At 65.1% G+C, this 25,050-nt stretch carries 16 protein-coding genes and 1 pseudogene; 6 read left to right on the forward strand and 11 right to left on the reverse strand.

The annotated features are described in order from the left end of the window. The 3 genes and pseudogenes from E8F06_RS03365 to E8F06_RS03375 form a co-directional block, all read right to left on the reverse strand. A pseudogene (locus tag E8F06_RS03365) lies at positions 1-2,226 on the reverse strand (hypothetical protein); the annotation flags it as partial. Positions 2,227-2,442: 216 nt separating this feature from the next. Beyond that, complete coding sequence (locus E8F06_RS03370) at positions 2,443-2,802, reverse strand: hypothetical protein (protein ID WP_280364186.1); 360 nt, start codon at positions 2,800-2,802, stop codon at positions 2,443-2,445. 126 nt (positions 2,803-2,928) lie between these two features. Continuing rightward, positions 2,929-3,222, reverse strand: coding sequence for a hypothetical protein (locus E8F06_RS03375; RefSeq protein WP_280364188.1), 294 nt, complete (start codon positions 3,220-3,222; stop codon positions 2,929-2,931). Between the two features lie 246 nt (positions 3,223-3,468). Between E8F06_RS03375 and recC the strand changes: the two genes are divergently transcribed. From recC to recD, 3 genes are read left to right on the forward strand one after another with little or no spacing between them, the layout of a single operon-like run. Then, positions 3,469-6,876, forward strand: coding sequence for an exodeoxyribonuclease V subunit gamma (recC, locus tag E8F06_RS03380; RefSeq protein WP_280364190.1), 3,408 nt, complete (start codon positions 3,469-3,471; stop codon positions 6,874-6,876). After that, a complete protein-coding gene (recB, locus tag E8F06_RS03385) occupies positions 6,873-10,505 on the forward strand; it encodes an exodeoxyribonuclease V subunit beta (protein ID WP_280364191.1) in 3,633 nt (1,210 codons plus the stop codon). Before recC ends, recB begins: the two co-directional genes overlap by 4 nt. Beyond that, positions 10,502-12,541, forward strand: a complete 2,040-nt coding sequence (gene recD / locus E8F06_RS03390; RefSeq protein ID WP_280364193.1) for an exodeoxyribonuclease V subunit alpha — start codon at positions 10,502-10,504, stop codon at positions 12,539-12,541. The genes recB and recD overlap by 4 nt, the downstream gene beginning before the upstream one ends. Before the next feature lie 270 nt (positions 12,542-12,811). Here recD and E8F06_RS03395 read toward each other — a convergent pair whose 3' ends face one another. From E8F06_RS03395 to pchA, 5 genes are read right to left on the reverse strand one after another with little or no spacing between them, the layout of a single operon-like run. Continuing rightward, complete coding sequence (locus E8F06_RS03395; protein ID WP_280364194.1) at positions 12,812-13,108, reverse strand: c-type cytochrome; 297 nt, start codon at positions 13,106-13,108, stop codon at positions 12,812-12,814. A gap of 58 nt (positions 13,109-13,166) precedes the next feature. Beyond that, the gene (locus E8F06_RS03400) at positions 13,167-14,735 is read right to left on the reverse strand and encodes an FAD-binding oxidoreductase (RefSeq protein ID WP_190831784.1); all 1,569 of its coding nucleotides are present in this window, start codon (positions 14,733-14,735) and stop codon (positions 13,167-13,169) included. A 12-nt stretch (positions 14,736-14,747) separates the two neighbouring features. Beyond that, a complete protein-coding gene (locus tag E8F06_RS03405; protein WP_280364196.1) occupies positions 14,748-15,431 on the reverse strand; it encodes a hypothetical protein in 684 nt (227 codons plus the stop codon). 10 nt (positions 15,432-15,441) lie between these two features. Beyond that, complete coding sequence (locus E8F06_RS03410) at positions 15,442-15,777, reverse strand: cytochrome c (RefSeq protein ID WP_190831786.1); 336 nt, start codon at positions 15,775-15,777, stop codon at positions 15,442-15,444. 50 nt (positions 15,778-15,827) lie between these two features. Next, positions 15,828-17,303, reverse strand: a complete 1,476-nt coding sequence (gene pchA, locus E8F06_RS03415; RefSeq protein ID WP_280364198.1) for a 4-hydroxybenzaldehyde dehydrogenase — start codon at positions 17,301-17,303, stop codon at positions 15,828-15,830. A 516-nt stretch (positions 17,304-17,819) separates the two neighbouring features. Here pchA and E8F06_RS03420 point away from each other — a divergent pair. Then, positions 17,820-19,649 (forward strand): sigma-54-dependent Fis family transcriptional regulator, encoded by a 1,830-nt coding sequence (locus E8F06_RS03420; protein ID WP_280364201.1) that lies wholly within the window; start codon positions 17,820-17,822, stop codon positions 19,647-19,649. Positions 19,650-19,674: 25 nt separating this feature from the next. Here E8F06_RS03420 and E8F06_RS03425 read toward each other — a convergent pair whose 3' ends face one another. Both E8F06_RS03425 and E8F06_RS03430 read right to left on the reverse strand, forming a co-directional pair. Beyond that, positions 19,675-20,604 (reverse strand): transporter, encoded by a 930-nt coding sequence (locus tag E8F06_RS03425; RefSeq protein ID WP_280364203.1) that lies wholly within the window; start codon positions 20,602-20,604, stop codon positions 19,675-19,677. Positions 20,605-20,817: 213 nt separating this feature from the next. After that, a complete protein-coding gene (locus E8F06_RS03430) occupies positions 20,818-21,696 on the reverse strand; it encodes a helix-turn-helix domain-containing protein (RefSeq protein WP_280364205.1) in 879 nt (292 codons plus the stop codon). Positions 21,697-21,891: 195 nt separating this feature from the next. On the opposite strand from E8F06_RS03430, the gene pobA reads away from it, so the two are divergent. Both pobA and E8F06_RS03440 read left to right on the forward strand, forming a co-directional pair. After that, positions 21,892-23,079: a 4-hydroxybenzoate 3-monooxygenase gene (gene pobA / locus E8F06_RS03435; protein ID WP_280364206.1), complete on the forward strand. Its 1,188-nt coding sequence runs from the start codon at positions 21,892-21,894 to the stop codon at positions 23,077-23,079. Positions 23,080-23,133: 54 nt separating this feature from the next. Further along, entirely contained in the window at positions 23,134-23,352 is a 219-nt protein-coding gene (locus tag E8F06_RS03440) for a twin-arginine translocase TatA/TatE family subunit (RefSeq protein ID WP_280364208.1), read from the forward strand. A 485-nt stretch (positions 23,353-23,837) separates the two neighbouring features. Here the strand turns inward: E8F06_RS03440 and E8F06_RS03445 are convergent. Next, a protein-coding gene (locus E8F06_RS03445; RefSeq protein WP_280363247.1) for an IS3 family transposase occupies positions 23,838-24,988 on the reverse strand; the annotation gives its coding sequence in 2 pieces (ribosomal slippage) (positions 23,838-24,745 and positions 24,745-24,988; 1,152 coding nt in all). Between the last annotated feature and the right edge of the window lie 62 nt (positions 24,989-25,050).

Here is a 25,050-nt window from a genome sequence, read left to right on the forward strand (position 1 = left end):
GTCCTTGTCGGTGGCTTGCAGCAGGGAGCCCAGGTTGAGGGTGATGTCGTTCTCGTCATTGCCCGCCGCGTGATCCAGCGGCTTGAGCAGCGTGAAGCTGTAGGCGCCTGCCGCAGTCAGGCTGAAGGTGAACACGTCCACCGCGCCGGCCGAGGCGGTGAGCGTATTGCCGACGACGCTGTAGGTCACCGCCACGCCGCCCGAGGTCAGCGTTTGCGGCAAGCCGCTGGTGTCGCTCGCCAGGGCATAGCTCAGCGGCGCATCGGCGCCGGACTGGAAGATGCCGGTGACGCTGCCGCTGGCGGTGGTTGCCGCGCCGGCCACGTCGCCGATGCCACCGGCGATGCCGCCGGTCAGGCCATCCTCGTCGACAGTGCCGCTCGCGGCGGTTCCGGCCGCCGTCGGCGTATCGTCGTCGACGGTAATGACCAGTTTCTCGGCAGCAGCGGTCACCTTGTCGCCGTCGGCATCGGTGGCCCGCAGCAGCGAACCGAGATTGAGGGTGATGTCGTTTTCATCGTTGCCGGCGGCATGATCCAGCGGCTTGAGCAGCGTGAAGCTGTAGGCGCCTGCTGCGGTCAGGCTGAAGGTGAACACATCGACTGCGCCGGCCGAGGCAGTGAGCGTGTTGCCGACGACGCTGTAGGTCACCGCCACGCCGCCCGAAGTCAGCGTCGGCAAGCCGCTGGTGTCGCTGGACAGGGAATAGCTCAACGGCGCATCGGCACCGGACTGGAAAATGCCGGTGACGCTACCGCTGGCCACGGTCGCCGCGCCGGCCACGTCGCCGGTGCCTCCGGCGATGCCGCCGGCCAGGCCGTCCTCGTCGACGGTGCCGGCCACGGCTGTGCCGTTCGCTGACGGCCCGTCGTCCTCGAAGACCAGCTTGGAGCCGATTTCGGCGGTCGCAGTAGAGACGTGGGTCAGCTTGAAGCCGCCGATATCGAAATCGGCGTGGTTAGTGCCCTTGGCGCTGAGGGCCGCGCCGTTCTCGACGAGCACGCGGTTGTGATCCGCCGATGTGGTGTATTCGATCTTGTAGCCGGCCTTGACGCCGGTGATGGTTGCAACCCCGGCAGCCGTAAAGGTGATGACAATGCCCGCATCATTCACCGAGCCGTTCGAGTTCTCGATCACCTGCCCGGTGCTGATGTTGATGACCCGGACATTGGTGATTGCAACCGACGTATCGCCGGCATAACCGTTGATGAAATTCACACCAGGTTCGGCTGCCGTGGTGAATGCGCTGATTTTTACCTGAGCAGTCTTGCCGCTTTGCAATTGCACGACGTCGAAGCTGGCCGCGCGCGCATTGAAGACGGCGGTAAAGTCGATGTTGGATTCCAGATCGGCTTCGTTCTGATCCAGGTTGGGAATGGTTACGTTCTGCCTGGCGCCGGTGACGAAACTAAAGCGGATGCCCTCCTGTTCCGTGATCATCTGATTGTTGGTGCCGAAGGTGGTCGGGCCACCCGCCTGGCTGGTATTGATCGTGTCGCCAGTCGTTATGTTGGCGCCCGCTGACTGGTCGGCGGGGTTCTTGCCGGTGGCGATGATGGTGGGGTCTGTGATCCTGCCACCGACAACGGTGGGGGTCGCCGTCGTGAACATCAGGAACAGGTTTTGACCGGAGGGGGCATTGGCCAGGCTGAACACCAGGTCCTCACTGGTTCCAATGAAAACCTTGTCCGCCAGATTGAGGGCATCGTCGGGATCGTTGGTGTTCGGGTGCTTGAGCGGTTGGTACTCAACGGTCCAGATCTTGCCACCCGAGACTGGGGATCCGGTTTCTTCGATATAGGCAGCGAACACGATCGCGCCGGTTGCGCCACCGGCGCGGCCCAGCAGGATGTTGTTATTGCTCGTATCGGTATAGAGAAAGATGCTGGTGCCATCGAGCGTATCCAGCCCGCTGTCCAGTCCAACGAGCGCTGCACCAAATTCGTCGACGAAGCTGACATCGGTAATGCTTGCGCCGGGCGCCGCGCTGATGGTGAACGCATTGCTGCCCGTGTTGCCTGCGGCACCGGTATAGCCACTCAAGGCGGCACTCGTTGCGGTGCCGGCCAGGAGTGCTGTCAAACGGTTGGAGAAGAGCGAGGGCAGGGCCGTCAACAGAATTTCGGTGTCGTTCGCGTCTTCAAGAACGCTTTGCGTAGCGGTGGAGTTCTGCAGACCCGCCGTCTCATCAAGAATGGTAAGGCTGCCCGTCGTCGTAATAGTCATGGTTTTCTCCGCGGCAGATCTGGTCATCAAGGCCTGACCGTTGACCCTTGTTCACTACTGACCATCACTATGAGGACGCGCCGGGTGCGGGCGCATCGACCGATACTCCCAGGCGGCCTAGGAGTTTCGGACTATTCGGGAGGAGAAGAGGGGGCAACTGTTGCGGTGGTGAGAAAACGGGCGATCGCGGCCAGGACGTGCCCGGTCAGAGGTGGGTCAGTTGTGCAGGAGCCACGCCTGGTACAGCTGATACAGGATTGCCAGCGCCAACCCCAGCAGGATCAGCTCGCGGAACACCTTCAGCGTCAGCACCCAGTAAACCGCAACCGCCACCATGACACCGAGAATCAGGCTGTGAGTCTGTTCCCAGTGCCTGGTGTAGGTCGCCGCAAGATAGCCAGCCCCGAGAGACGCCGTTACCTGCAGGAGCGTCATGAACAACAGCCCACCGGAAAACGGCTTCGGTGGGGCGTCGTACACCCGCCCCAGACCTCGACAGTAGCGGCACTCGACGGTGCGGCCGTCCTTCTGAATGGTGCGGCTGCCATGACATACGGGGCATTGTTGCCAAGCCATAACTCGCCTTGCCACTTGTCTGGGACTACCAATGGGTAACGGTAGATCGGCTAGCGGCAATTGGCATTCCGATTTGTATGTATAGGTTTGCCTTTGGGGGACGGGGCTTTAAGGCCAGGGGATCGATCACCCCGAACAGGCGTTCCTGTCGATCACGGGAAAGCCATCGCCTGGTACACGCGGGGTGTTGAGGATGAGATCGGGCAGCTTGCCCAGTTGGTAAATCGTTCTATGGTTGGTGCGTCCACGCTGCTTCACTTTGTGAATCCTGAAGCCTTTGCGATCTGGGACTCGAGAATCTATCGCTTCATCCATCGGCAGGAACCGCATCATTACCGCATCAACAATGCTGCTGAGTATGGGAAGTACCTGGCGCTGCTCCAGCGGCTCCGGCAGGATGCGCGGTTCCCTGAGTTCCATGCTTCCGTCAATCGGAAGATGGGGTATCCGATTTCTGCTCTACGCGCGCTTGAGGTCGTGATGTTTCTCAATACGCCAACTGCCGGGTCGTCACTGGATGCAGTACAGGCTGAGGTTGTCACGTAGTCGCGTATCCAGATTGACAGCGTCACAGTTTTTCTTTTCTCGTGAAGGGTGGTTACGACACAGGATGTCGCAGCTACCAGTCAGTATTGTCCCTACGGTACACACGCAGGAATCCTACCCATGCAGGAGCTTGAACCCGGCCTTATCGTTATCCATGGCAACCATCTGGAGGAGCTGCGCGCCCTGTCGGTGGAGTGGATGAAGCGCTACCCGCTGCGGCCGCTGGAGAACGAAGTGCTGCTGGTGCAGAGCAACGGCATCGCCCAGTGGCTTAAGCTGGCGCTGGCCGAGCGGGACGGTTGTGGCATCGCCGCGGCGCTGGATGTGGACCTGCCGGCGCGCTTCCTCTGGCAGGCCTATCGCAGTGTGCTCGGGCGCGACGCCATTCCCGAACAGTCGCCGCTGGACAAGGCGCCGCTGACCTGGCGCCTGATGCGCCTGTTGCCGGACCTGCTGGCCGATGATGCATTCGCGCCGCTGCGCCGCTTCCTCGCCGATGACAGCGACCTGCGCAAGCGCCACCAACTGGCCGAGCGCCTGGCCGACCTGTTCGATCAGTATCAGGTCTACCGCGCCGACTGGCTGGCGGATTGGGCTGAAGGCCGCGACATCCTGCGTACCTCTCGTGGCGGCGAGCGCGAGCTGGACGACACCTCGTGCTGGCAGCCGGCTTTGTGGCGCGCGCTGCTGGCCGATGTGGGCGAGGAGCATCTGGCGGAAAGCCGCGCCGGTGTGCACCTGCGCTTCGTCGCTCGCCTGCGGGAGCTGGATGCGCCGCCGCGCGGCCTGCCGCGCCGCATCACCGTGTTCGGCATCTCCTCGTTGCCCGCCCAGGTGCTGGAGGCACTGGCCGCCATGGCCCGTTTCAGCCAGGTGATGCTCTATGTGCACAACCCCTGCCAGCACCACTGGGGCGACATCGTCGAAGACAAGGACCTGCTGCGCCACGAGTACCGCCGCCAGCAGCGCAAGGGCGGCGGCGCCGGGCAGATCGGCCTGTTCGACCAGGAGGAAATGCACCAGCACGCCCAGCCGTTGCTGGCCGCCTGGGGCAAGCAGGGCCGCGACTACATCAACCTGCTGGATCAGTACGACCAACCCCAGCGCTACCGCGAGGAATTCGAGCGCATCGACCTGTTCAGCCCGGCGCCGCAAGACAGCCTGCTGGGCCAGTTGCAGAACGACATCCTCGACCTTCGTCCCCTGAAGGAGACCCGCGACACCTGGCCTCCCGTGGAGCCTTCGCGGGACCGTACCCTGCGCTTCCACATCGCCCATAGCGCCCAGCGCGAGGTGGAGGTGCTGCACGACCAGCTGCTGGCCTGCTTCAGCGAAGACCCGACGCTGCGTCCGCGCGATGTGATCGTCATGGTGCCGGACGTGAACACCTATGCGCCTCACATCCAGGCGGTGTTCGGCCAGTTCAGCGGCGATGATCCCCGCTTCATCCCCTTTACCCTGGCTGACCAGGGCCTGCGCGGCAAAGACCCGCAGGTGATCGCCCTGGAGCATCTGCTGCAGCTGCCGGACAGCCGTTTCAGTGTCAGCGAGGTACTCGACCTGCTGGACGTGGCCGCCCTGCGCGCGCGCTTCGGCATCTCGGAAGACGAACTGCCCACCCTGCGCCGCTGGTTGGAGGGTGCCGGCATTCGCTGGGGTCTGGATGCCCGGCAGCGCGAATCCCTTGGCCTGGGCGAGGGGCTGGAACAGAACACCTGGCGCTTCGGCCTGCGCCGCATGCTGCTGGGTTATGCCGTGGGCGGCGCCGGGGCGTACGCGGGTATTGAACCCTATGACGAGATCGGCGGCCTCGACGCGGCCCTGATCGGCCCGCTGACCCGCCTGCTGGAAGCCCTCGACCGCCAACTGGCGCAGCTTCGCGAGCCGGCCGCTCCGGCGGTCTGGGGCGAGCGCCTGCGCGGCCTGCTGGAAACCTTCTTCCTGCCCAAGGGCGATCGCGAGGAAGTCCTGCGTACTCAGTTGCTCGACGCCCTCGATGGCTGGCTGGTGCTCTGCGAAGCGGCTGGCCTGCAGGAGCCGCTGCCGCTGCCAGTGGTACGCGAGGCCTGGCTCGGTGACCTCGACCAGGGCCGCCTCAGCCAGCGCTTCCTCGCCGGCGCGGTGAACTTCTGCACCCTGATGCCGATGCGCGCCATTCCCTTCCGTCACGTCTGCCTCCTGGGCATGAACGACGGCGACTACCCGCGCAGCCAGACGCCACTGGACTTCGACCTCATGGCTGGCGACTACCGCCCCGGCGACCGCTCTCGCCGCGAGGATGACCGCTACCTGTTGCTGGAAGCACTGCTGGCGGCGCGTGACCGCCTCTATATCAGCTGGGTGGGCCGCAGCATCCGCGACAACAGCGAGCGGCCGCCGTCGGTGCTGATCGGCCAACTGCGCGACCACCTCGGCACCGCCTGGAGTCTCGCCGGTGGCGGCGACCTGCTCCACGCGCTGACTACCGAACACCCGCTGCAACCCTTCAGCCGCCGTTACTTCGGCGCCGAGCCGGAGCTGTTCAGCTATGTCCACGAGTGGGCCCGGCTGCACGGTCAGGCCGCGCCGGGTGAGGCTGCGGGCAGCCTGTCGGCCTGGGAGGATGGTCTGCAGATCACCCCGGAATTGTTGCAGGGCTTTCTGCGCGACCCGGTGAAGTGCTTCTTCACCCGTCGACTGAAAGTGCACCTGGATGAAGACGAGCAAGCCGAACTGGACAGCGAACCCTTCGCCCTCGATGGCCTGGAGCGCTACCAGTTGCAGGACAACTTGCTGAAATCTGCCGTGCTGGCGGGCAACGGCGACACCCAGCAGGCGCTGGTGGAAGCGGCTGACCGGTTGCAGCGCAGCGGTGTGCTGCCCCTGGCCGGTTTCGGCGAGCAGTACCGCAGCAGCCTGCTGGAGCCGCTGCCGGGGCAACTGCAGCGCTATGAAGGGCTATGCCTGCAGTGGCCGGAGCGGGTGGAGTCGCCGCAGCGACTGAGCTTCAGCGCGGGCGCGGTGCAACTCGACGGTTGGCTCGGTGGTCTGCGGCAGCAGGCCGACGGCCGCTTGGCACGGCTGGAACTGCTGCCCAGCGCCCTGGCCAAGGAAAAGACCTGGAAGTGGCATCGCCTGTTGCGTCCCTACGTACTGCATGTGGTGGCGGCAGCGTGCGGTGCTCCCATCACCACGTTGCTGGTGGGCGAGGACCAGAGCCTGGCCTTCGAGCCGTTGGCGGCCGAACATGCCGGAAAGCTGCTCACCACCTGGCTGGAGGCCTGGACCGCCGGCATGCAGGCGCCGCTGCCGGTGGCACTGAAAACTTCCCTGGCCTGGCTGAAAGACGGCAACGACGACAAGGCCTGTGGCGTGTATGAGGGCGGCTACAACATCACCGGCGAGGTAGCCAGCAGCGCCAGCCTCGCCCGGCAGTTCCCCGATTACGCCGCCCTGATCGCCGATGGCCAATTCCCTGCCTGGAGCGAACGGCTCTACCAGCCGCTGCTGGAGAGCCACCCCATTGCCCTCAAGGAGGAGCAGGCATGAGTCAGCCCCAACGCCCCCTTGCCTTGCGGTTCCCGCTGCATGGCAGCCGCCTGATCGAGGCCAGTGCCGGCACCGGCAAGACCTTCACCATTTCCGCGCTCTACCTGCGCCTAATCCTCTGTCATGGCGACGACGCAGCGTTTCGCGAGCCCTTGCTGCCGCCGCAGATCCTGGTGGTGACCTTCACCGATGCCGCCACCCGCGAGTTGCGGGACCGTATCCGTGCGCGGCTGGTGCAGGCGGCGGCGGTGTTCCGTGGCGATGGCGAATCCGACCCCCTGCTGGACGAGCTGCGTGGCGATTTCCCGGAATCCCGCTGGCCCGACTGCGCCCGTCGCCTGGAGCTGGCCGCGCAATGGATGGATGAGGCGGCCGTATCCACCATCCACGGCTGGTGCCAGCGCATGTTGCGGGAGCACGCCTTCGACAGCGGCAGCCTGTTCAGCCAGACCCTGGAAACCGACCACAGCGAGCTGCTGGCCGAAGTGGTGCGCGACTACTGGCGGCAGCATTGCTACCCGCTGCAGGGCGTCGCACTGGAATGGGCCGCCCGCAGCTGGGGCACTCCGGCCAACCTCGGTGCCCGTTTGCGACCGCTGCTGGGCGAAGACGGCGCGGCCAGCGCACAGCCCCTGGGCGAGTTGCTGGAACGGGCCCTGATGGATCGCGAGCGGGAGCTGGCGGCGCTCAAGGCGCCCTGGCGAGCATGGGCCGATGAGCTGCAAGGCCTGCTGGACAAGGCGGTGGCCGACAAGGCGGTGGACGCCCGCAAGATTCAGGCGCGCTACTACAACCCCTGGCTGGACAAGCTGCGGGAGTGGGCGGATGGCGACGAGGCGCGACCGGACCTCGGCACCGGCTTCACCCGTCTGACCCCCGATGGCCTTGCCGAAGCCTGGAAGGGCACACCTCCTGCGCACCCGGCGCTGGAGGCAATGGCCAGCCTCAAGGCTCAGCTCGACGACTTGCCCGCCGCGGACGAAGCTGCACTGCACCACGCCGCCGCCTGGGTTCGCCAGCGCTTCGATCGGGAGAAACGCCAGCGTGCGGAGATGGGCTTCGACGACATGCTCACGCGTCTCGACGCTGCCCTGCAGAGCGAGAACGGGCCGCATCTGGCCGAGGTGATCCGCCACCAGTTCCCGGTGGCGCTGATCGACGAATTCCAGGATACCGACCCGCTGCAGTACCGCATCTTCGACACCCTCTACCAGGTGGAGGCCAATCGCGACGACTGCGGCCTGTTCATGATCGGTGACCCCAAACAGGCCATCTATTCCTTCCGCGGCGCGGATATCCACACCTACCTGCGGGCGCGTCGCGCCACCGCCGGGCGGCACTACAACCTGGAGAAGAATTTCCGCTCCAGCCAGAACATGGTGGATGCGGTGAACGACGTCTTCCGCCGCGCCGAGAACCGCGAGGGCGGGGCAGGGGCCTTCCTGTTCCGCGACGACCTGCCGTTCATCCCGGTGGAGGCCCAGGGCCGCAAGGAAACCTGGACTGTAGAAGGCGAGGCCCAGCCAGCCCTCAACCTTTGGCAGCTGGCCACTGAGGAACCGGTGGCCAAAGGCAACTACCTCGCCGCCCTGGCTGCAGGCGCGGCCAGCGAGATCGTCCGCCTGCTGGACCTCGGCCAGCGACAGCGCGCCGGCTTCAGCAAGGACGGTGCACTGAAACCGCTGCAGCCCAGCGACATCGCCGTGCTGGTGCGTGATTTCAACGAGGCCCAGGCCATCCGTGGTGAGCTGGCCGCGCGAGGGGTGCGCAGCGTCTACCTGTCGGACAAGGATTCGGTGTTCGCTGCCCAGGAGGCGCGCGACCTGCTGCTGTGGCTGCGTGCTTGCGCCGAGCCGGACCAGGATCGACCCCTGCGTGCGGCCCTGGCCAGCGCCACCCTTGGGCTCGATCTGGCCGAACTGGAGCAGCTCAACCTCGACGAGCGCATCTGGGAACGCCGCGTCATGCAGTTCCGCGATTACCGCCAGCGCTGGCAGCGTCAGGGCGTGCTGCCGATGCTGCGCCAACTGCTGCAGGACTTCGAACTTCCCCAGCGACTGATGGGGCGTGACGATGGCGAGCGGGTGCTGACCAACCTGCTGCACCTGGCCGAGCTGCTGCAGCAAGCCGCTGCCGAACTGGATGGCGAGCTGGCGCTGATCCGCCATCTGGCCGAGTTGCTGGCCGGCGACGGCCAGGCCGCCGAGGAGCAGGTGCTGCGCCTGGAAAGCGACGAGGCCCTGGTGCGGGTAGTGACCATCCATAAATCCAAGGGTCTGGAGTACCCGCTGGTGTTCCTGCCGTTCATCTGCGCCTTCCGTCCCGTGGACGACAAGAAGCCGTTGCAGGTGCACGACGGCGAGCGCCGCCGGCTGGTGCTCAAGGCCGATGAAGACACCCTGGAGAAGGCCGAGCGCGAACGCCTGGGCGAGGACCTGCGCCTGCTCTACGTGGCGCTGACCCGCGCCCGTCACGCCTGCTGGCTGGGCGTGGCGGACCTGAAGATCGGCAACGCGAAGAAGTCGCGCCTGCACGAGTCGGCCTTCGGCTACCTGCTGGGTGGCGGCCAGGCTCTGGCCCAGAGTGCGGCGCTTGCCGCCTGGTTGGAACCGTTCGCAGCGGCGCCGCGCAGTGCCGTGCTGCCGGCCCCCGAAGCGACCGAACAGCGATATGAAGCCCTGGAGGAGGGGCAGTTCGAGCCCCATTGGCGCACCCCGGAGCGGCGTGCTGCCGAGCATTGGTGGATCGCCTCCTACAGTGCCCTGCGCCTGGACGAGGACAGGCTGTCGACGCCGAGCCGGCACGACGACGCGGCGCCGGACAGCGCGGCCATGCAGAACTCCAGCGATGACGAAAATCCCGAGCTGGCGCAGGCTCCGCTGCCGGTATCCGCCCAGGGGCTGCACCGTTTTCCTCGTGGTCCCAATCCCGGCACTTTCCTCCACGGCCTGCTGGAAATGGCCGCCGAAGAAGGCTTCGCCCAGCTCGCCGCCGACCCGGAGGCACTGCGTGACGCCGTGGCGCGACGCTGCCGTCGTCGTGGCCTGGAAATGTGGATCGACCCGCTGCACCAATGGCTGCAAGCGCTGCTGGTACAACCGCTGAACCTGGGCGATGGCCGCGCGGTACGCCTGGCGGAGATGACGCAATACCAGCCGGAGCTGGAGTTCTGGTTCGAGGCCAGTCGCGTCGACGTGCTGCGCCTCGACGCGCTGGTGCAGCACCATGAGCTGCCGGGTGTCGCTCGCCAGCCGCTGCGGGCCGACACCCTGAATGGCATGTTCAAGGGCTTCATCGACCTGGTGTTCGAGCATGAAGGCCGCTACTACGTGGCCGACTACAAGTCGAACTGGCTGGGCACCGATGACGCCGCCTACACCCGCGAAGCGATGGCCGCGACCATGGCCAGCCATCGCTACGACCTGCAGTACGTCCTCTATGTATTGGCCCTGCATCGGCAGTTGCGCCTGCGCCTGCCGGACTACGACTACGACCGTCATCTGGGCGGCGCGCTCTACCTGTTCCTTCGTGCGCCCGGTCCGGGTGTGTACCTGGCGCGTCCGTCGCGCGAACTGATCGAACAGCTGGATGCCCTGTTCCTGGGCGAGCCTGAGGAGGCCGTTGCATGAGTCCCACATTGTCGCCGGCGCTGAGTGACCGTGACGAACTCTTCGCCCTGCTGGAAGCCTGGAGCGAGCGTGGCTGGCTGCGGGAGCTGGACCGTGCCCTGGCGCGGTTCCTCGCCGAGCTGGACCCGACAGCGTCGCCGCTGCTGATCCTCGGGGCTGCCCTGGCCAGCCATCAGCTGGGGCAGGGCCATGTCTGCCTGGACCTGGCCGCTACCCTGACCAATCCGGATTTCACCCTGTCCCTGCCGCCGGAGGGGGAGGACGCGGAACTGGCGACGCAGCTGCCATCCCAGGTGCTGGCCGGGTTGACCGCGGAACACTGGCTGGCGGCGTACGCCGGCAGTTCGCTGCTGGAGGCCGACGGCGCGCCCCTGGTTCTGAGCGGTACCTGTCTTTATCTGCGCCGTTACTGGGATTACGAGCGCCGGGTGGCGGGCAACATCGGCGAGCGTCTGCGGGCGACGTCCGCTGCGCCGGCCGACCTTTCCGTGCGCCTGGCCACGCTCTTCCCCGAACCCTTCGTGCTGGATGGCGAGCGCCTCACCGACTGGCAGAAACTCGCCTGCGCCCTGGCAGCCCAGGGCCGTTTCACCTTGATCACCGGCGGCCCCGGCACCGGCAAGACGACCACGGTCGTGCGTTTGCTGGCGTTGCTGCAGGAGGCCGCGATGGCGGCGGGCGCACCGCTGCGCCTGAGCCTGGCGGCCCCGACCGGCAAGGCGGCGGCACGCCTCACCGAGTCCATCGGCGGGCAGGTGGCATCACTGCCTGTGTCGGACGCGGTACGTGAGCAGATTCCCAGCACCGTCACCACGCTGCATCGCCTGCTGGGTAGTCGCCCGGACAGTCGCCACTTCCGTCATGACGCCGGCAACCCGCTGCCGCTGGATGTGCTGGTGGTGGACGAGGCCTCGATGATCGACCTGGAAATGATGGCCAATCTGCTGGATGCATTGCCGGCCCATGCACGGCTGATCCTGCTGGGCGACAAGGACCAGCTCGCCTCGGTGGAGGCAGGCGCCGTGCTGGGAGATCTCTGCCGGGAGGCGGAGGCGGGTGGATACAGCGCCAGTACACGCGCCTGGCTGGAGGCCCAGACCGGCGAGCGGGTGGAGGACCCAGCGCTGGTGCCAGGCGAGCAGGCGCTGGCCCAACACATCGTCATGCTGCGTCACTCGCGGCGCTTCGGCAGCGGTTCCGGCATCGGCCGCCTGGCCCGTGCGGTCAACGTCGGGGATGCCCCGACCGCCCGCAGCACCCTGGCGGCGGGCAGCGGCGACCTGCATGTGCTGCGTCTGTCCGGCGAACAGGACCGTGCCCTGGAGCGCCTGCTGCTGGATGGCCTGGCCAGCGGTGAACGCAAGCCGCAAGGCTACGCCCATTACCTGGAGGTGATGCGGCAGGAACGCCCCGAGCCGGGTGCCGAGTCGGCCGCATGGGATACCTGGGCAGGCAAGGTGCTGAAGGCCTTCGACCAGTTCCAGCTGCTCTGCGCGGTTCGCAAGGGGCCGTGGGGCGTCGAGGGACTGAACGAACGCATTGCCCAGGCGCTTCTGCGTCGTGGCCTGCTGGAACAGGATCATGGCTGGTACGAGGGACGCCCGGTGCTGGTGACCCGCAACGACTACAGCCTGGGACTGATGAACGGCGACATCGGCATCGCCCTGCGCCTGCCGGAACCACCCGAGTTTCCCGGCGCCCTGCCGAGGCAGGTGCTGCGCGTGGTGTTCCCCCGCAACGATGGCAGCGGCGCACTGCGCCATATCCTGCCGAGTCGACTGGGAGCGGTGGAAACCGTGTTCGCCATGACCGTGCACAAATCCCAGGGTTCGGAGTTCGCCCACTGCGCGCTAATCCTGCCGGATACCCTCAACCCGGTACTGACCAAGGAGCTGGTCTACACCGGCATCACCCGCGCGCGGGACTGGTTCAGCCTGATCGAGAGCCGTGCCGGCATCTTCGAACAGGCAGTACAACGCCGCGTTGAACGGCGCAGTGGATTGGGGGAATCGCTGCTGGGCACTGACTTGAGATGAGTAACCAGACCGGGCGGCCCTCAGCGCGCCTGGAGCGTCGCCAATCCGGAAAGCGAGGCTGAAAGCTCGCGCAACTTGCGGCCGGCCGTTTCAGTCTCGCGAACGCGCTCCTCGTTTCCGACGGCGATCTCCACCAACTGGCTGCGGCGGCGCCGGAATGCCCAGGAGGCGTGCGCCGCCAGGTCCAAGGGCGGGGCCGTTACTTCAAGCTCTTGAGGTAGGCGATCAGGTCCTGGCGCTGCTGGGGGTTGGGTTGGCCCGGGTACATCATCAGGTTGCCTGGCAGCAGGGTGGCCGGGCTGGTGAGCCACTGTCCAGGTTGGCGTCGTTCCACTCAAGGCCGGCAGCCTTGAGTGGCGCGGAGTAGCCGAACCTCGGCGCCTGGGCGCTGGTGCGTCCATACACGCCGTGGAGGCTTGGGCCCATGAGGTTCTTGCCGGCTTCGACGCTGTGGCAGAAGCCGCATTGGGCGGCGAACAGGGCCTGGCCCTTGGCGGCGTCGCCTTGGGCGAAAGCCAGAGATGAGGCCAATGCCAGGCCGGTGACTAGGAGTCGTTCGTGGAACATGGTGTTTCCTGCACGTGAAAAGGCCTCGCCGGGCTGACTCGGCGAGGCCTTGCTGCTTTTAGAACCTGTTGGCGAGGTCAATGCCGGACTTGCCGGGCGCGAGAATGTTGTTCGGATCCAGGGCGCGCTTGATGGCGTGTTCCACCTTGCGCTTGACGGTGCCGTAGCTCTGCGCCACCCGCTCCTGGAAGGCGGTATTGACGCGGTAGACGGCGTAGCCGTGCTTCTCGAACTCATCCAGCAGTTCGTGGAAGCAGGCATTGGCGCGCTGGGTTTCCTCGGGGTTGGTGCGGTCGTACAGCACGTCGATCACGTGGTGCATGTCGCGCCAGCCGACGATGAATTCGCCGACGTAGTCCAGGCCGTGCTTGTTGAGAATCTTCTTGGCCAGCGCCTGCTGCTTGTCGCATTCGCTGCCACGGGCCTGACTGACCGGGGCGAACCACATGGAGCCGCCACCGCCGCGCCAGTTGTACAGGCCGAACTCCTGCAGGTTGGGCACGCCGGACATCAGCTGGGAACGGTACTTGAAGGGCTGGGTTTCGCCGGCTTCTTCCTGGGTGACGATCTTGCCCTTGCCCAGTTTGGCCAGGGCGCCGGTGACGATCTTCCAGTTCACGTCCACCTGTTCCTGGGTGCCGTAGAGGGCGGCGTAGACGTTCCAGGCGCCGAGGTTCTTGTCCTTCTGGATCTGCTTCAGGATGGCGTCCGGGGTGGCGCCCGGCTCGGTGATGTAGTCCGAGCGGCGGGTGTTGCAGGTTGAGGCTTCCCAGAGCACGCCGGCGATCACCACGGAGTTGGGGATGACCTGGGCAATACGCAGCGGGCGGATGAACTCGACGATCTCACTGATATCGGACTCGTTCTCGAACTTGATCTCGAAGGGCTTGAACACCGGCGGCTTGGGCATGAGCCAGAAGCCCATCTTGGTGCAGATACCGTAGTTGGCCTGGGTGAACATGCCGTCCAGGGTCGGGCCGTAGCCCCACTTGAATACCTGCCAGGCGTTGTCGCCCTTCACGCCGCCCATGCCGGTGCGGTAGACGTCGCCGTTGGCCAGAACCACTTCCATGCCGCACTGCATGAGGAAGTGCTCGCCGTAGGGGGTGTAGCCCACACCGCGATCCATGGTGTTGCCCAGCGGGCCGGCGATGGCGGACGGCGCCGAAAACGACAGCATCAGTGGGAGGTTGTTTTCCTGGATGTAGTCGTACAGCTGCTGGTAGGTCACTCCCGGCTCCACCAGGGCGGTGCACAACTCGGGATCGACGTGGATGATCTTGTTCATCTTCTTCAGGTCGAGGATCACCTGACCGCGCTGGCCGGGGGCCGCCGAGCCGTAACCGAAGTTGCGGCCGGTGGAGATGGTCCACACCGGAATGCCGTGTTCGTTGCAGATCCTCACGACACCCTGCACCTGTTCCACGGTGGTGGCGGTGACGGCGGCGGAGGGCGCGTGTTCGGCATTGTCCACGGCCATCATGATCTTGTTGTAAGGGATCAGTTGTTCATCCTTGACCAGGACATTGTCCTCGCCCAGCAGCTTGCGGAATTTGGCCAGGGCTTGTTGGAAGTTGGCGTCATTCACGCCACGGGGAAGCAGGGTTTTCTGGGTTTGCTCGGTCATTTGTCAGCTCCTTCAAGCCACGATCGAGAACGAAACGAATTGGCCGGCGAGCGCCGGCTGATGGCTGGCGATACGCGGGGCCGCGCTGCTGTCGGCGCCACCCAGGCCGGCCAGGCTGTAGCCGAGGCTGGCCGCCCATTGCGCGGAACCGCCGCTGCGCGCGGCGCCGGTCAGCTTCAGGGGCTGGCCGCCCAGGGGGTGCTGTTCACTCAGGCTGAAACCGCCGCCACAGGCGTGCAGCTGCTGGCCCAGGTGCAGGGCGCAGCCGTGGGCGCTGTCGGCGCTGAGCAGGTGGTGGCGGGTGGCGCCGGCGATTGCGCTGTGCTGGCCGAGCCACTGCACGCGTGCGCCGTTGCTGCGGGCGAGGTCGAGGATCAGTGCCGCGCTGGCGTCATCCACCAGGCCGATGATGCGTTGCGGCTGGCCACTGCGCAGGCGCTTTTCAAGATCCAGGATGAAGTCCAGGCCGAGGTCTGCGCGCTGCACTTCGGCATTACCGGCCGCCGGGCTGGAGCCTACCCCTGCGAGGAAGGCCTTGCCGGCCGCCCCGTCATCCACCAGTACCAGGGTGGGCATTGGCTGGGCCTGGCCACCCAGCATGGCTTTGGTCATCGCCAGGCTGGAGCCGCTCATGGCGATGCCGGTCAAACCGCCCAGGGCCATGCCCTTGAGCAGGGTACGACGTTCGATGTTCATCGCCGGCACCTCAGGGCTTGGCCGCGGGAGCGGGCGACTTGGAGATGTACTCGCCGACCTGCTGCAGGGCCTTGTCATCGATGAACGAGGCCGGGAAGGCCGGCATGGCGCGGAATCCGTTGCGCACCACGGCGGAAATGTACTGCGGCGGCAGCTGGCGGCCGGTGATCACCGGACCCACCTGGTGTTCGTGGCAGTGGCCGCAGACCTTCTGGTAGACGTTCTCGCCACTTTTCCAGACCCCGTCGCCATCGGCGAAGGCCTGGCCGGCGAGCAGGGCGAAGGGCAGTGCAAGGCTGGCCAGCAATGGCCGTTTCACAGCTTGGCTGTTGAGGAGTGAGGACATTTCGTACTCCGTTTTTTATTGGTGGGGTGCGGTTTGATGGAGCGGCTGAATCAGAACGGATAGGGCCGCGGGCTGTGTTGCAGGGTGATCCAGTGGTCGGTGGTGAACTCCTCGATGGCCCAGTCACCGTTGAATCGGCCGAGACCGGAGTTCTTCTCGCCACCGAAGGGGGCGTTGGGTTCGTCGTTGACCGGGATGTCGTTCACGTGGGTCATGCCAGCGTGGATGCGCTGGGCGAACTGCACGCCGCGCTCCAGGCTGCCGGTGAACACCGCGCTGGACAGGCCGTATTCGCTACGGTTGGCCAGCTCCAGGGCGTGTTCGGCATCGCGGGCGGACTGGATGCCCACCAGCGGGCCGAAGATTTCCTCGCGGGCGATCTCCATGTCGGCGGTGACGTTGCCGAACACATGGGGCGGCATGACATTGCCCTGGGGCTCGCCGCCCACCAGCAGGGCGGCGCCTTCGGCCTTGGCGGTGGCGATCTTTTCTTTCAGGCCGGCCAGCTGCCTGGCGTTGATCACCGGGCCGACCACGGTCTCGGGCTTGCTCGGGTCGCCGTAGGGCAGGGCCTTGACCCGCTCGACGAAGCGCTGGGTGAAGGCATCCAGCAGGGATTGCTCGACGATGATGCGGTTGACCGCCATGCAGATCTGACCCTGGTGCAGGAACTTACCCACCACGGCGGCGTTGACTGCCTGTTCCAGGTCGGCGTCGGCCAGGACCACGAAGGGACTGTTGCCGCCCAGCTCCAGCGCGACGTGCTTGAGGTGCTCGCCGCCGCTGGCGATGCGGCCGATGTTGCGGCCGACCTGGGTCGAGCCGGTGAAGGAAATGAACGCCGGCACCGGGTGCTCGACGAAGGCGTCGCCGATTTCCGCGCCCGAGCCCACCACCACGCTGAGCACGCCAGCCGGCAGGCCGGCTTCCTCGAAGATGCGCGCCAGCAGCAGGCCGCCGGTGACCGGGGTGTCGCTGGCCGGCTTGACCACCACGGCGTTGCCCAGGGCCAGGGCCGGGGCCAGGGATCGGGCGGTGAGGTGCAGGGGGAAATTCCACGGACTGATGACGCCGATCACCCCCAGGGGGGCTCGATACACGCGGCTTTCTTTGCCGGGGATGTTGGAGGCGACGATGCGCCCGTGCACGCGGTTCGGCAGGCTGGCCGACTCCAGGGTGATGGCGCGGGCGGCGCCCCATTCGATCTGCGCCTTGATGCGAGTGCTGCCGGACTCGCGGATGATCCAGTCGATGATCTCCTCGCGGCGCTCATCGAAGACCTTCACCGCTTCCAGCAGGACGCGGGCGCGTTCGGCCGGCGCCTTGGCCGCCCACGCGCCCTGGCTTTCGCGGGCTTTGCGATAGGCCGCGTCGAGGTCCTCGCGGCTGGCCAGAGCAATGCGCAGCAGGAGCTCGTCGTTGTAGGGGTTGAAGACTTCCAGCTGGCGACCGGTACTGCCGGCGCGCCATTGACCGGCGAGGGGCTGCAGCTCGAGGTTCTGGTAGGCAGGGCGGGTGGTGTCCATGGGGGCTCTCTTGTTTGAGCGGAAGGCTGCCGGTGGCGGCGATCCGATGGTCGTATGGGGGCGTGGCGACACCTCAGGCGTGACGCGCGGGCGCCTGGCCTGTGGCGGTACGATCGGGGATCAACAACGAAGTCGTGATGCGGGCGGGCGAGGGGGCTTGCTTGGCGATGGGAAGCAGTTCATGGGGCCGTTACCTGCATTGTTGTTGTCTTGGGTGCACGCAACAGGTCCTTAACAACTACCGTGCCATTTCTTTTGTTTTCAGTTTTTTCCTTTATAAACAATAAGTTATGAAGATTAGGCAGAAGGTGGTCGAGTGCGTGGAGGCGGTTGCGAGACGGTGGGTGCGGAAATTTCTGCAGAGAAGTCTCCGGGGCGCTGAAACTTTCCCAGAGCAGTTCGCGGGAGACTGTGCGGTTATCGAGTAACGGCAAGCGTTGGCGCCGGAAGGTCAATTGACCGGCCATTCCTCGTTGGCATACTGAATGGGTCTTTCCTGCCTCCCGCCCTAGACCCATGACTCGCAAATCCTCGAGCAATCCCGGCCGTGCCATGGGGGATGAATTCCTCAAGCAGTTGCTCAGCCAGCAGAAACGCCTGATCGTCGACCATGCCAACCAGTTCGGCAGCAGCGGGCTGCCTTCGGCCGAGCAACTGGCGGAGACCGTCGCCTTCGCACCCCAGGACGGCAATATCTGGCTCTGCGGACAGCGCATGATGCTGCTGCAGGGGGCCGCCTTCGGCGCCATACGCCGTGAGCTGGTGGACGCTCTCGGCCTCGACAAGGCGCGTGGTCTTCTGACCCGCATCGGCTGGCAGGCCGGGGCGCGGGATGCCGCCCAGGTCAGCGCGCAGTGGCCCGAGGGTGACCACGCCAGCCTCTACAGCGCTGGCCCGCGCCTGCACATGCTGGAGGGCATGGTGAACGTGGAGGTGGTGCGCTTCGACATCGACTCCAGCGTCGGTCATTTCTATTCCGAGTTCTTCTGGCACAACTCACTGGAGGCCGACGAGCACATCGCCAGCTACGGGCTGGGCAGCGAGCCGGCATGCTGGATGGAGGTGGGCTACGCCAGCGGGTACGCCTCGTCCCTGTTGGGACGTCTGGTGGTGTTCCGCGAACAGGAGTGCCGCTGCATGGGGCACTCGGCCTGTCGCATCGTCGGCAAGCCGGCGGAGCAGTGGGACGACATCGATACGGACCTGGCCCACCTGGATGCCAGCGATTTCCTCAGCCGCAGCACCTACGGTTCGGCCGGCGAGACGGAAATGGCCGAGCTGGAGGAACCGTCCGAGGACCAGGCCATGGTGGGCATCTCCGCCGCCTTCGTCGCAGCCAGCCAGCAGCTGTATCGCGTGGCGCCGACCCAGGCCACGGTGCTGCTGACCGGTGAATCCGGGGTGGGCAAGGAGCTTTTCGCGCGCACCCTGCACCAGGCCAGTCCACGCCGTCACACACCGCTGGTGGCGCTCAATTGCGCGGCGCTGCCGGAAACCCTGCTGGAGGCGGAGCTGTTCGGTGTGGAGCGCGGCGCCTTCACCGGTGCCGACCGCTCCCGTCCGGGGCGCTTCGAACGGGCCAAGGGCGGCACCCTGTTCCTCGACGAGATCGCCACATTGAGCCTCAGCGCCCAAAGCAAGATCCTGCGGGTGCTGCAGGAGGGCGAGATCGAGCGGGTGGGCGGCACCACGGCGATCCCGGTGGACGTGCGGGTGATCGCCGCCACGAATCTGGATCTGCGGCGCGAGGTCGAGGCCGGGCGCTTCCGGGAGGACCTGCTGTATCGGCTGAATGTGTTCCCGATCCACCTGCCGCCCCTGCGCGAGCGGCGCGAGGACATCCCGCTGCTGATGAGCTACTTCTTGCGCAAGTTCAGTGCTCGCCATGGGCTCAAGCCCCTGGGTTTCAGTACACGGCTGGTCAACGCCCTGCTTACCTACCGCTTCCCCGGCAATATCCGTGAGCTGCAGAACCTGATCGAGCGTGGCGTGATCGCCGCCGGAAATGGCGAGCTTATGGACCTGGTGCACCTGGCGGAGGCGGGTGAGCCGCTGCGCTCCAGTGGCATCGGCCTGACCGCTGAGGGCCGTCTGGACGCCATCGGTGGTGAGCCGCAGGCGCGGGCCGAGGTGGCTGTCGCGGATCAGGCGTCGGTCGAACCGGAGCTGGCCGACCTGCAGGCCTTCCTCAGTGGCCGCGAGCGGGTGCTCGGGACTTCGTTGAAGGAGATCGAGCAGCGCCTGGTACACCTGGCGCTGGAGCGCACCGGCGGCAACCTCACCGCAGCGGCACAGATGCTGGGCATGAGCCGTGCCCAGATCAGCTACCGGCTCAAGGGGGAGTGATCCCCCCTGATCGGTCACGGATGGCTCAGAGGGGCATGGTGAACTTCACCCAGTAGGTCTGGCCCTCGGCGCGATTGCGCACGCCGCTTTCGTCCTGCCACTTGGCACTGATGAACCAGCCATTGCCGCTGTACTGCACGGCCGGGCCGATGGAGAAGCTGCGGCCACGGTTGCCGTCATTGGCGTCCACCAGTGCGGCCGAGGCGCAGTTCGAGGCACTGCACTTGTCGTCGCTGATCTGCTTGTAGGCGTGGCCGCCCACGCCCACGACCCAACCGTTGCCCAGGCCCCAGCCCAGGGTGTAGTCGGCGTGCAGTTCGCGGCCGGACTGGTAGTGGGTGTCGCGGTTCTCGAAGTTGTAGTCGTGCATCAGGCGCACATCGGCGTTGAAGCCGTTGGGGTCGGTGTAGGTCATCGCGTACACCGCCTGCACGGTGTAGTAGTTGTTGCCGAGGTTGATCAGGTCGTCCTTGTCGTAGCTGCCGGTGGGAGCCACGAAGTCGACGCCGACGGCGGTGTGGAATTTTTCGTTGTGGTGGAAGCCGACAACCGGGCCGAAGTGGGCGTCGCCGATGCCGCGCTTGTGGTCGTGTGGGCCGTTTTTGACGTTCAGGCGGATGTCGTTGAGCGGCAGCAGGGCGTGGAACCCGAGGTTGCCGCCGAGCACCTGCTGTTCGGTGACCCAGATGAAACGCGGCACGATGGTGGTGACCCGCAGGTCGATGTCGGCGGCCTTGTCGCCTGCGTTGTCGCGCAGGGAATCGGCCAGGTAGTTGCCCACGAACACCTGACCGTAGGTGCCGGGCGGCGGCAGGATACCCATGCCGTAGATCTCGATACCCATCGGCCAGGACGACAGGCCGCCTTCGGTGGCTTGCGCCAGTTGGCTGGTGCCGGCGAGCAGCAGGCTGGTGGTGCAGGCAATGACAGGGGTGCTGAAGGATTTCTTGTTCATGTAAGGCAGCCTTGTTGTTATTGGGTGCGAGCAAGGCTGGTGTCTTGCTCGGAGAGTGCCCTAAACAATTAGCGTGCCAGTCACTAAATTCTGTTTTTTGCCGAAGATGGCGTCCTGTTTGCGTTATTTCGCAATGGATTGGCCTGGTGGCCCGTGGCGCGGCGACAGGCTGTTAAGAAAATTCCGCGCCCTGGAGAATTCTCGACGCCGGCTCTAGGTGTCGCTGCCGCCACGGCGAAAGGCATTGGGCGACTGGCCGTTGAGGCGGCGGAAGAAGCGCGAGAAGTAGGTGGGGTCGGTGAAGCCCAGGCTGTCGGACACCTGGGCAATGGTCATGTTGGTGTAAATGAGGTTTCGCCGGGCCTCCAGCAACAGGCGCTGGTGGATGATCTGCAGCGCGCTCTGGCCGGCCAGCTGGCGACACAGGTTGTTCAGGTGGACACTGGACAGGCTCAGCCGGTGGGCGAAGTCCTCCACCGTCAGGTGTTCGCGGTAGTGCTGCTCCACCAGCTTGATGAAGCGCCCCAGCAGCTGCCGATTGCGTTCGTCGCGCCCGCTGGGGGGCGTGATCTGCTGGCTGCGCCGGCTGATCCAGACCATGAGCACGTTGACCAGGGAGTTGAGCACCAGCTCGCGGGACGGCGCGCTGCCTTCGTATTCCTTGAGCAGGGCGGCGAACAGGGTGTTGATGTAGGTGCGGTCGGCCCCCACCGGGTAGCAGCCCGAGGAGGCCAGTACCGCCAGAGGCGCGCCGAGTTGCGCCTCCAGCAGCTCCACCAGGGGCGCCCCCAGCGTCAGCACATGGCCCTCGATATTCTCGGAAAACTGGAAGCCGTGGACGCAGAGCGGCGGGGTGACCTGGATCGACGGTTCGAGGATGTCGCTGCGCCGGCCTTCCACCTCCACCACCGCCTGGCCGCGCTGGACGTAGAGCAGCTGGAACAGGTCGGCGTGGCGGTGCGGCTTGATCTCCCAGTGGTGCAGGCTGCTGCGTTTCGGAATGGATTCGCAGTGCAGCAGGTCGGGCGTCGGCCAGGCCTGATTCTCACCATAAAGCTTGAATACGGGAACGCCTGGAATGCTGGTTTTCATGAGCTGACCTGGGAGCTGTGGCGCTGTTAGGAACTGGTCGATAATCGGGCGGTGTTTTCAAAAGTGCAAGTTATAGCGAGATTCTGACCTTCTTTTTCGATTTCTGTCAGCAAAAATGCAGGTGAGCACAAACCCACGTGTTTCAGGCTCCTGTCTGCTCCGTTGGCCTGAAGCCCTTTTTGCGAGACAACAACAATGAAAACTCAGGTTGCCATCATCGGTGCCGGCCCCTCCGGATTACTGCTCGGCCAACTGCTGCACAAGGCCGGTATCGACAACATCATCGTCGAGCGCCAGACCCCTGATTACGTGCTCGGCCGCATCCGTGCCGGGGTGCTGGAGCAGGGCACTGTCGACATGCTCCGCGAGGCCGGCGTCAGCGATCGGATGGACGCCGAAGGCTTGGTGCATGAAGGCGTTGAGCTGGTGTTCGATGGCAAGCGCGTGCCCATCCACCTGACCGAACTCACCGGTGGCAAGAGTGTGGTGGTGTACGGCCAAACCGAGGTTACCCGTGACCTGATGGACGCCCGCGCCGCCAGCGGCGCACCGATCATCTACTCGGCCAGCAATGTCGCGCTGCACGAACTCAAGGGTGAACGCCCCTATGTCACCTTCGAGAAGGATGGCCAGTTGCAGCGCATCGACTGCGACTACATCGCCGGTTGCGACGGCTTCCATGGTGTTTCCCGCAAGACCATCCCGGCCGGTGTGCTGACCGAATACGAGCGGGTCTATCCGTTCGGCTGGCTGGGCCTGCTGTCCGACACCCCGCCGGTGAACGAAGAGCTGATCTACGCCCACCACGAGCGCGGCTTCTCGCTGTGCAGCCAGCGTTCCCTGACTCGCAGCCGCTACTACCTGCAAGTGCCGCTGACCGACAAGGTGGAAGATTGGCCCGATGAGCGCTTCTGGAACGAGCTGAAGGCGCGTCTGCCCGAGGAAGTGGCTGAGCGCCTGGTGACTGGCCCGTCCCTGGAGAAGAGCATCGCGCCGCTGCGCAGCTTCGTGGTGGAGCCGATGCAGTATGGCCATCTGTTCCTGGTCGGCGACGCCGCCCACATCGTGCCGCCTACCGGCGCCAAGGGCCTGAACCTGGCCGCCTCGGATGTGTGCTACCTGTACCGCATTCTGGTGAAGGTCTACGCCGAGGGCCGTACCGACCTGCTGGAGAAGTATTCCGAGCTGGCCCTGCGCCGAGTGTGGAAGGGCGAGCGTTTCAGCTGGTTCATGACCAACCTGCTGCACGATTTCGACGGCCACAAGGATGCCTGGGACCACAAGATGCAGGAGGCCGATCGCGAGTACTTCCTGAACTCCCATGCCGGCCTGGTGAACATCGCCGAGAACTACGTCGGCCTGCCCTACGAAGAGGTCTGCTGATACCGTCGGCCCCACCGCCCGCGGCGGGGCCGATTCCAACCTGGAGGCATGCTCATGGGAATCTTCGATTGGAAGCACTGGCTGGTGCTGTTGCTGGTGGTGCTGGTGTTGTTCGGCGGCAAGCGGCTGAAGAGCCTGGGGGCCGACTTGGGCGAGTCGATCCGCGCCCTTCGCCGCTCCTTGGCAACCGAGGGCAAGGGCGAGCCCCATCCCGCCGAAGTTGATAGTGCCGCATGTATCGCGCAACAGAATCCGTCCCAGCCCCGGCCCTGAGGCCTCGTCCCCGAGCGCCCGCGCGGTCTTTGCTGGCGGTCTTCACTTCTTCGACACTTCAAGGCCGAAACGAAAAAGCCCCTGAGTCTCGCTAGAAAATTCGGGGGCTTAGTCTTGGATATTGGTGGGGGCGGGGGGATCCGACCTCGGTTTCACGATCGAATCTTCAGCGCCTTGGGGATCAAGCCGAAACCGGGCCGAGGCCCGATGCTGTCTGGCTTTCTCAGTGATCAAATTTAGGGATTTTTTTGCGAGCGTCAAGGGTGCAACGAAATGAATTGCCGATTGCACAGATAGCTTGTGGCGGTGGAGTAGGGGTGGCTTCAAATCAATGATAGGGATTTGAACCGGAGCCCAGGGTCCAGTACCGAGCTAGAGCTGCCGAGCTAACTCGTAGTGCAACACGATCCTATGCAGAGGAGGGCCGCCAGGCATCGCGATGATTGGTCTGTACGACCTCATTGGTGTGAATCGCCCCGGCTTTCCTAGACACTCTCCAAGCTCTGGAAATAGCGCTTTTCAAACTCCACTGGCGATAGCTGCATAGCGCTGCTGTGCCGGCGTTTGGGGTTATAAAACATCTCGATGTAATCGAACACATCACTCCGAGCTTCTTCGCGGGTGCCGTAGGTCTTCCGTCGGATGCGTTCCCGTTTCAGCAACTGAAAAAAGCTTTCCGCTACCGCGTTGTCGTGGCAGTTGCCGCGTCGGCTCATGCTGCTGATCAGGTTGTTGGCCTTGAGGAAACTCTGCCAATCCGAGCTGCTGAACTGGCTGCCCTGGTCGGAGTGGATCATCACTTCCTGCTTGGGCTTGCGCCGCCAGACCGCCATCAACAGGGCATCGATGGCCAGGTCGCTGCACATCCGTGGCTTCATCGACCAGCCGATCACCTGGCGTGAAAACAGATCCAGCACCACCGCCAAATACAACCAACCCTCATAGGTGCGGATGTAGGTGATGTCGGTGACCCAGACCTTGTTCGGTTCACTGACGTTGAACTGCCGCTCCAGGCGATTGGGCGAAGCTACCGTTGGCCGGCCGCCGTAATAGCCGGGGCGCCGACGATAGCCGGTCTGCGAGCGCAGCCCTTCTCCCCGCATCAGGCGAGCCACGCGGTGCCGGCCACAGGACTCTCCCAGCTCACGCAGGTCGTCGTGAATCTTGCGATAGCCGTAGACCCCACCGCTTTCCAGCCAGGCATGTTTGATCAACCCGAGCAGGCGCTGATCTTCCTTGGCGCGTACGGATTTCGGCTCGGCCAGCCAGGCGTAGTAACCGCTGGGATGCACTTTCAGGGTCTGGCAGAGACGCCGTACCGGGTACTCCACCGACAGCTTGCTGATGAAGGCGTACTTCAGCCGGACTCCTTGGCAAAGTACGCGGCGGCCTTTTTTAGGATGTCTCGCTCTTCGGTCACTCGCTTGAGTTCGGCGCGTAGACGACGCAGTTCGGCCTGCTGATCATCTTCTTGCTGCCGCTGCGCCTGGGGCTTGCCGTAGCGCTTGATCCAGGCATACAGGCTGTGCACCGACATGCCTAACCGCGCTGCCACCTCGGCTACGGGGAGGCCGCGCTCGGTCACTTGCTTGACCGCTTCGATTTTGAATTCTTCGGGGTAACGCTGGTTGCTCATGGCACCTCCTAACGGGCCTCATTATGAGGCTTGGAGGTGTCTACGAAACTAGGGGCGATTCA

Source organism: Pseudomonas sp. BN411 (assembly GCF_029871235.1).
Taxonomy (GTDB): Bacteria; Pseudomonadota; Gammaproteobacteria; order Pseudomonadales; family Pseudomonadaceae; genus Metapseudomonas.

Excerpts from the sequence above, each read along its gene's own strand:
- E8F06_RS03370 (WP_280364186.1), bottom strand. The coding sequence starts at position 2,802 with ATGGCTTGGCAACAATGCCCCGTATGTCATGGCAGCCGCACCATTCAG.
- E8F06_RS03375 (WP_280364188.1), bottom strand. The coding sequence starts at position 3,222 with ATGGAACTCAGGGAACCGCGCATCCTGCCGGAGCCGCTGGAGCAGCGC.
- recC (WP_280364190.1), top strand. The coding sequence starts at position 3,469 with ATGCAGGAGCTTGAACCCGGCCTTATCGTTATCCATGGCAACCATCTG.
- recB (WP_280364191.1), top strand. The coding sequence starts at position 6,873 with ATGAGTCAGCCCCAACGCCCCCTTGCCTTGCGGTTCCCGCTGCATGGC.
- recD (WP_280364193.1), top strand. The coding sequence starts at position 10,502 with ATGAGTCCCACATTGTCGCCGGCGCTGAGTGACCGTGACGAACTCTTC.
- E8F06_RS03395 (WP_280364194.1), bottom strand. The coding sequence starts at position 13,108 with ATGTTCCACGAACGACTCCTAGTCACCGGCCTGGCATTGGCCTCATCT.
- E8F06_RS03400 (WP_190831784.1), bottom strand. The coding sequence starts at position 14,735 with ATGACCGAGCAAACCCAGAAAACCCTGCTTCCCCGTGGCGTGAATGAC.
- E8F06_RS03405 (WP_280364196.1), bottom strand. The coding sequence starts at position 15,431 with ATGAACATCGAACGTCGTACCCTGCTCAAGGGCATGGCCCTGGGCGGT.
- E8F06_RS03410 (WP_190831786.1), bottom strand. The coding sequence starts at position 15,777 with ATGTCCTCACTCCTCAACAGCCAAGCTGTGAAACGGCCATTGCTGGCC.
- pchA (WP_280364198.1), bottom strand. The coding sequence starts at position 17,303 with ATGGACACCACCCGCCCTGCCTACCAGAACCTCGAGCTGCAGCCCCTC.
- E8F06_RS03420 (WP_280364201.1), top strand. The coding sequence starts at position 17,820 with ATGACTCGCAAATCCTCGAGCAATCCCGGCCGTGCCATGGGGGATGAA.
- E8F06_RS03425 (WP_280364203.1), bottom strand. The coding sequence starts at position 20,604 with ATGAACAAGAAATCCTTCAGCACCCCTGTCATTGCCTGCACCACCAGC.
- E8F06_RS03430 (WP_280364205.1), bottom strand. The coding sequence starts at position 21,696 with ATGAAAACCAGCATTCCAGGCGTTCCCGTATTCAAGCTTTATGGTGAG.
- pobA (WP_280364206.1), top strand. The coding sequence starts at position 21,892 with ATGAAAACTCAGGTTGCCATCATCGGTGCCGGCCCCTCCGGATTACTG.
- E8F06_RS03440 (WP_280364208.1), top strand. The coding sequence starts at position 23,134 with ATGGGAATCTTCGATTGGAAGCACTGGCTGGTGCTGTTGCTGGTGGTG.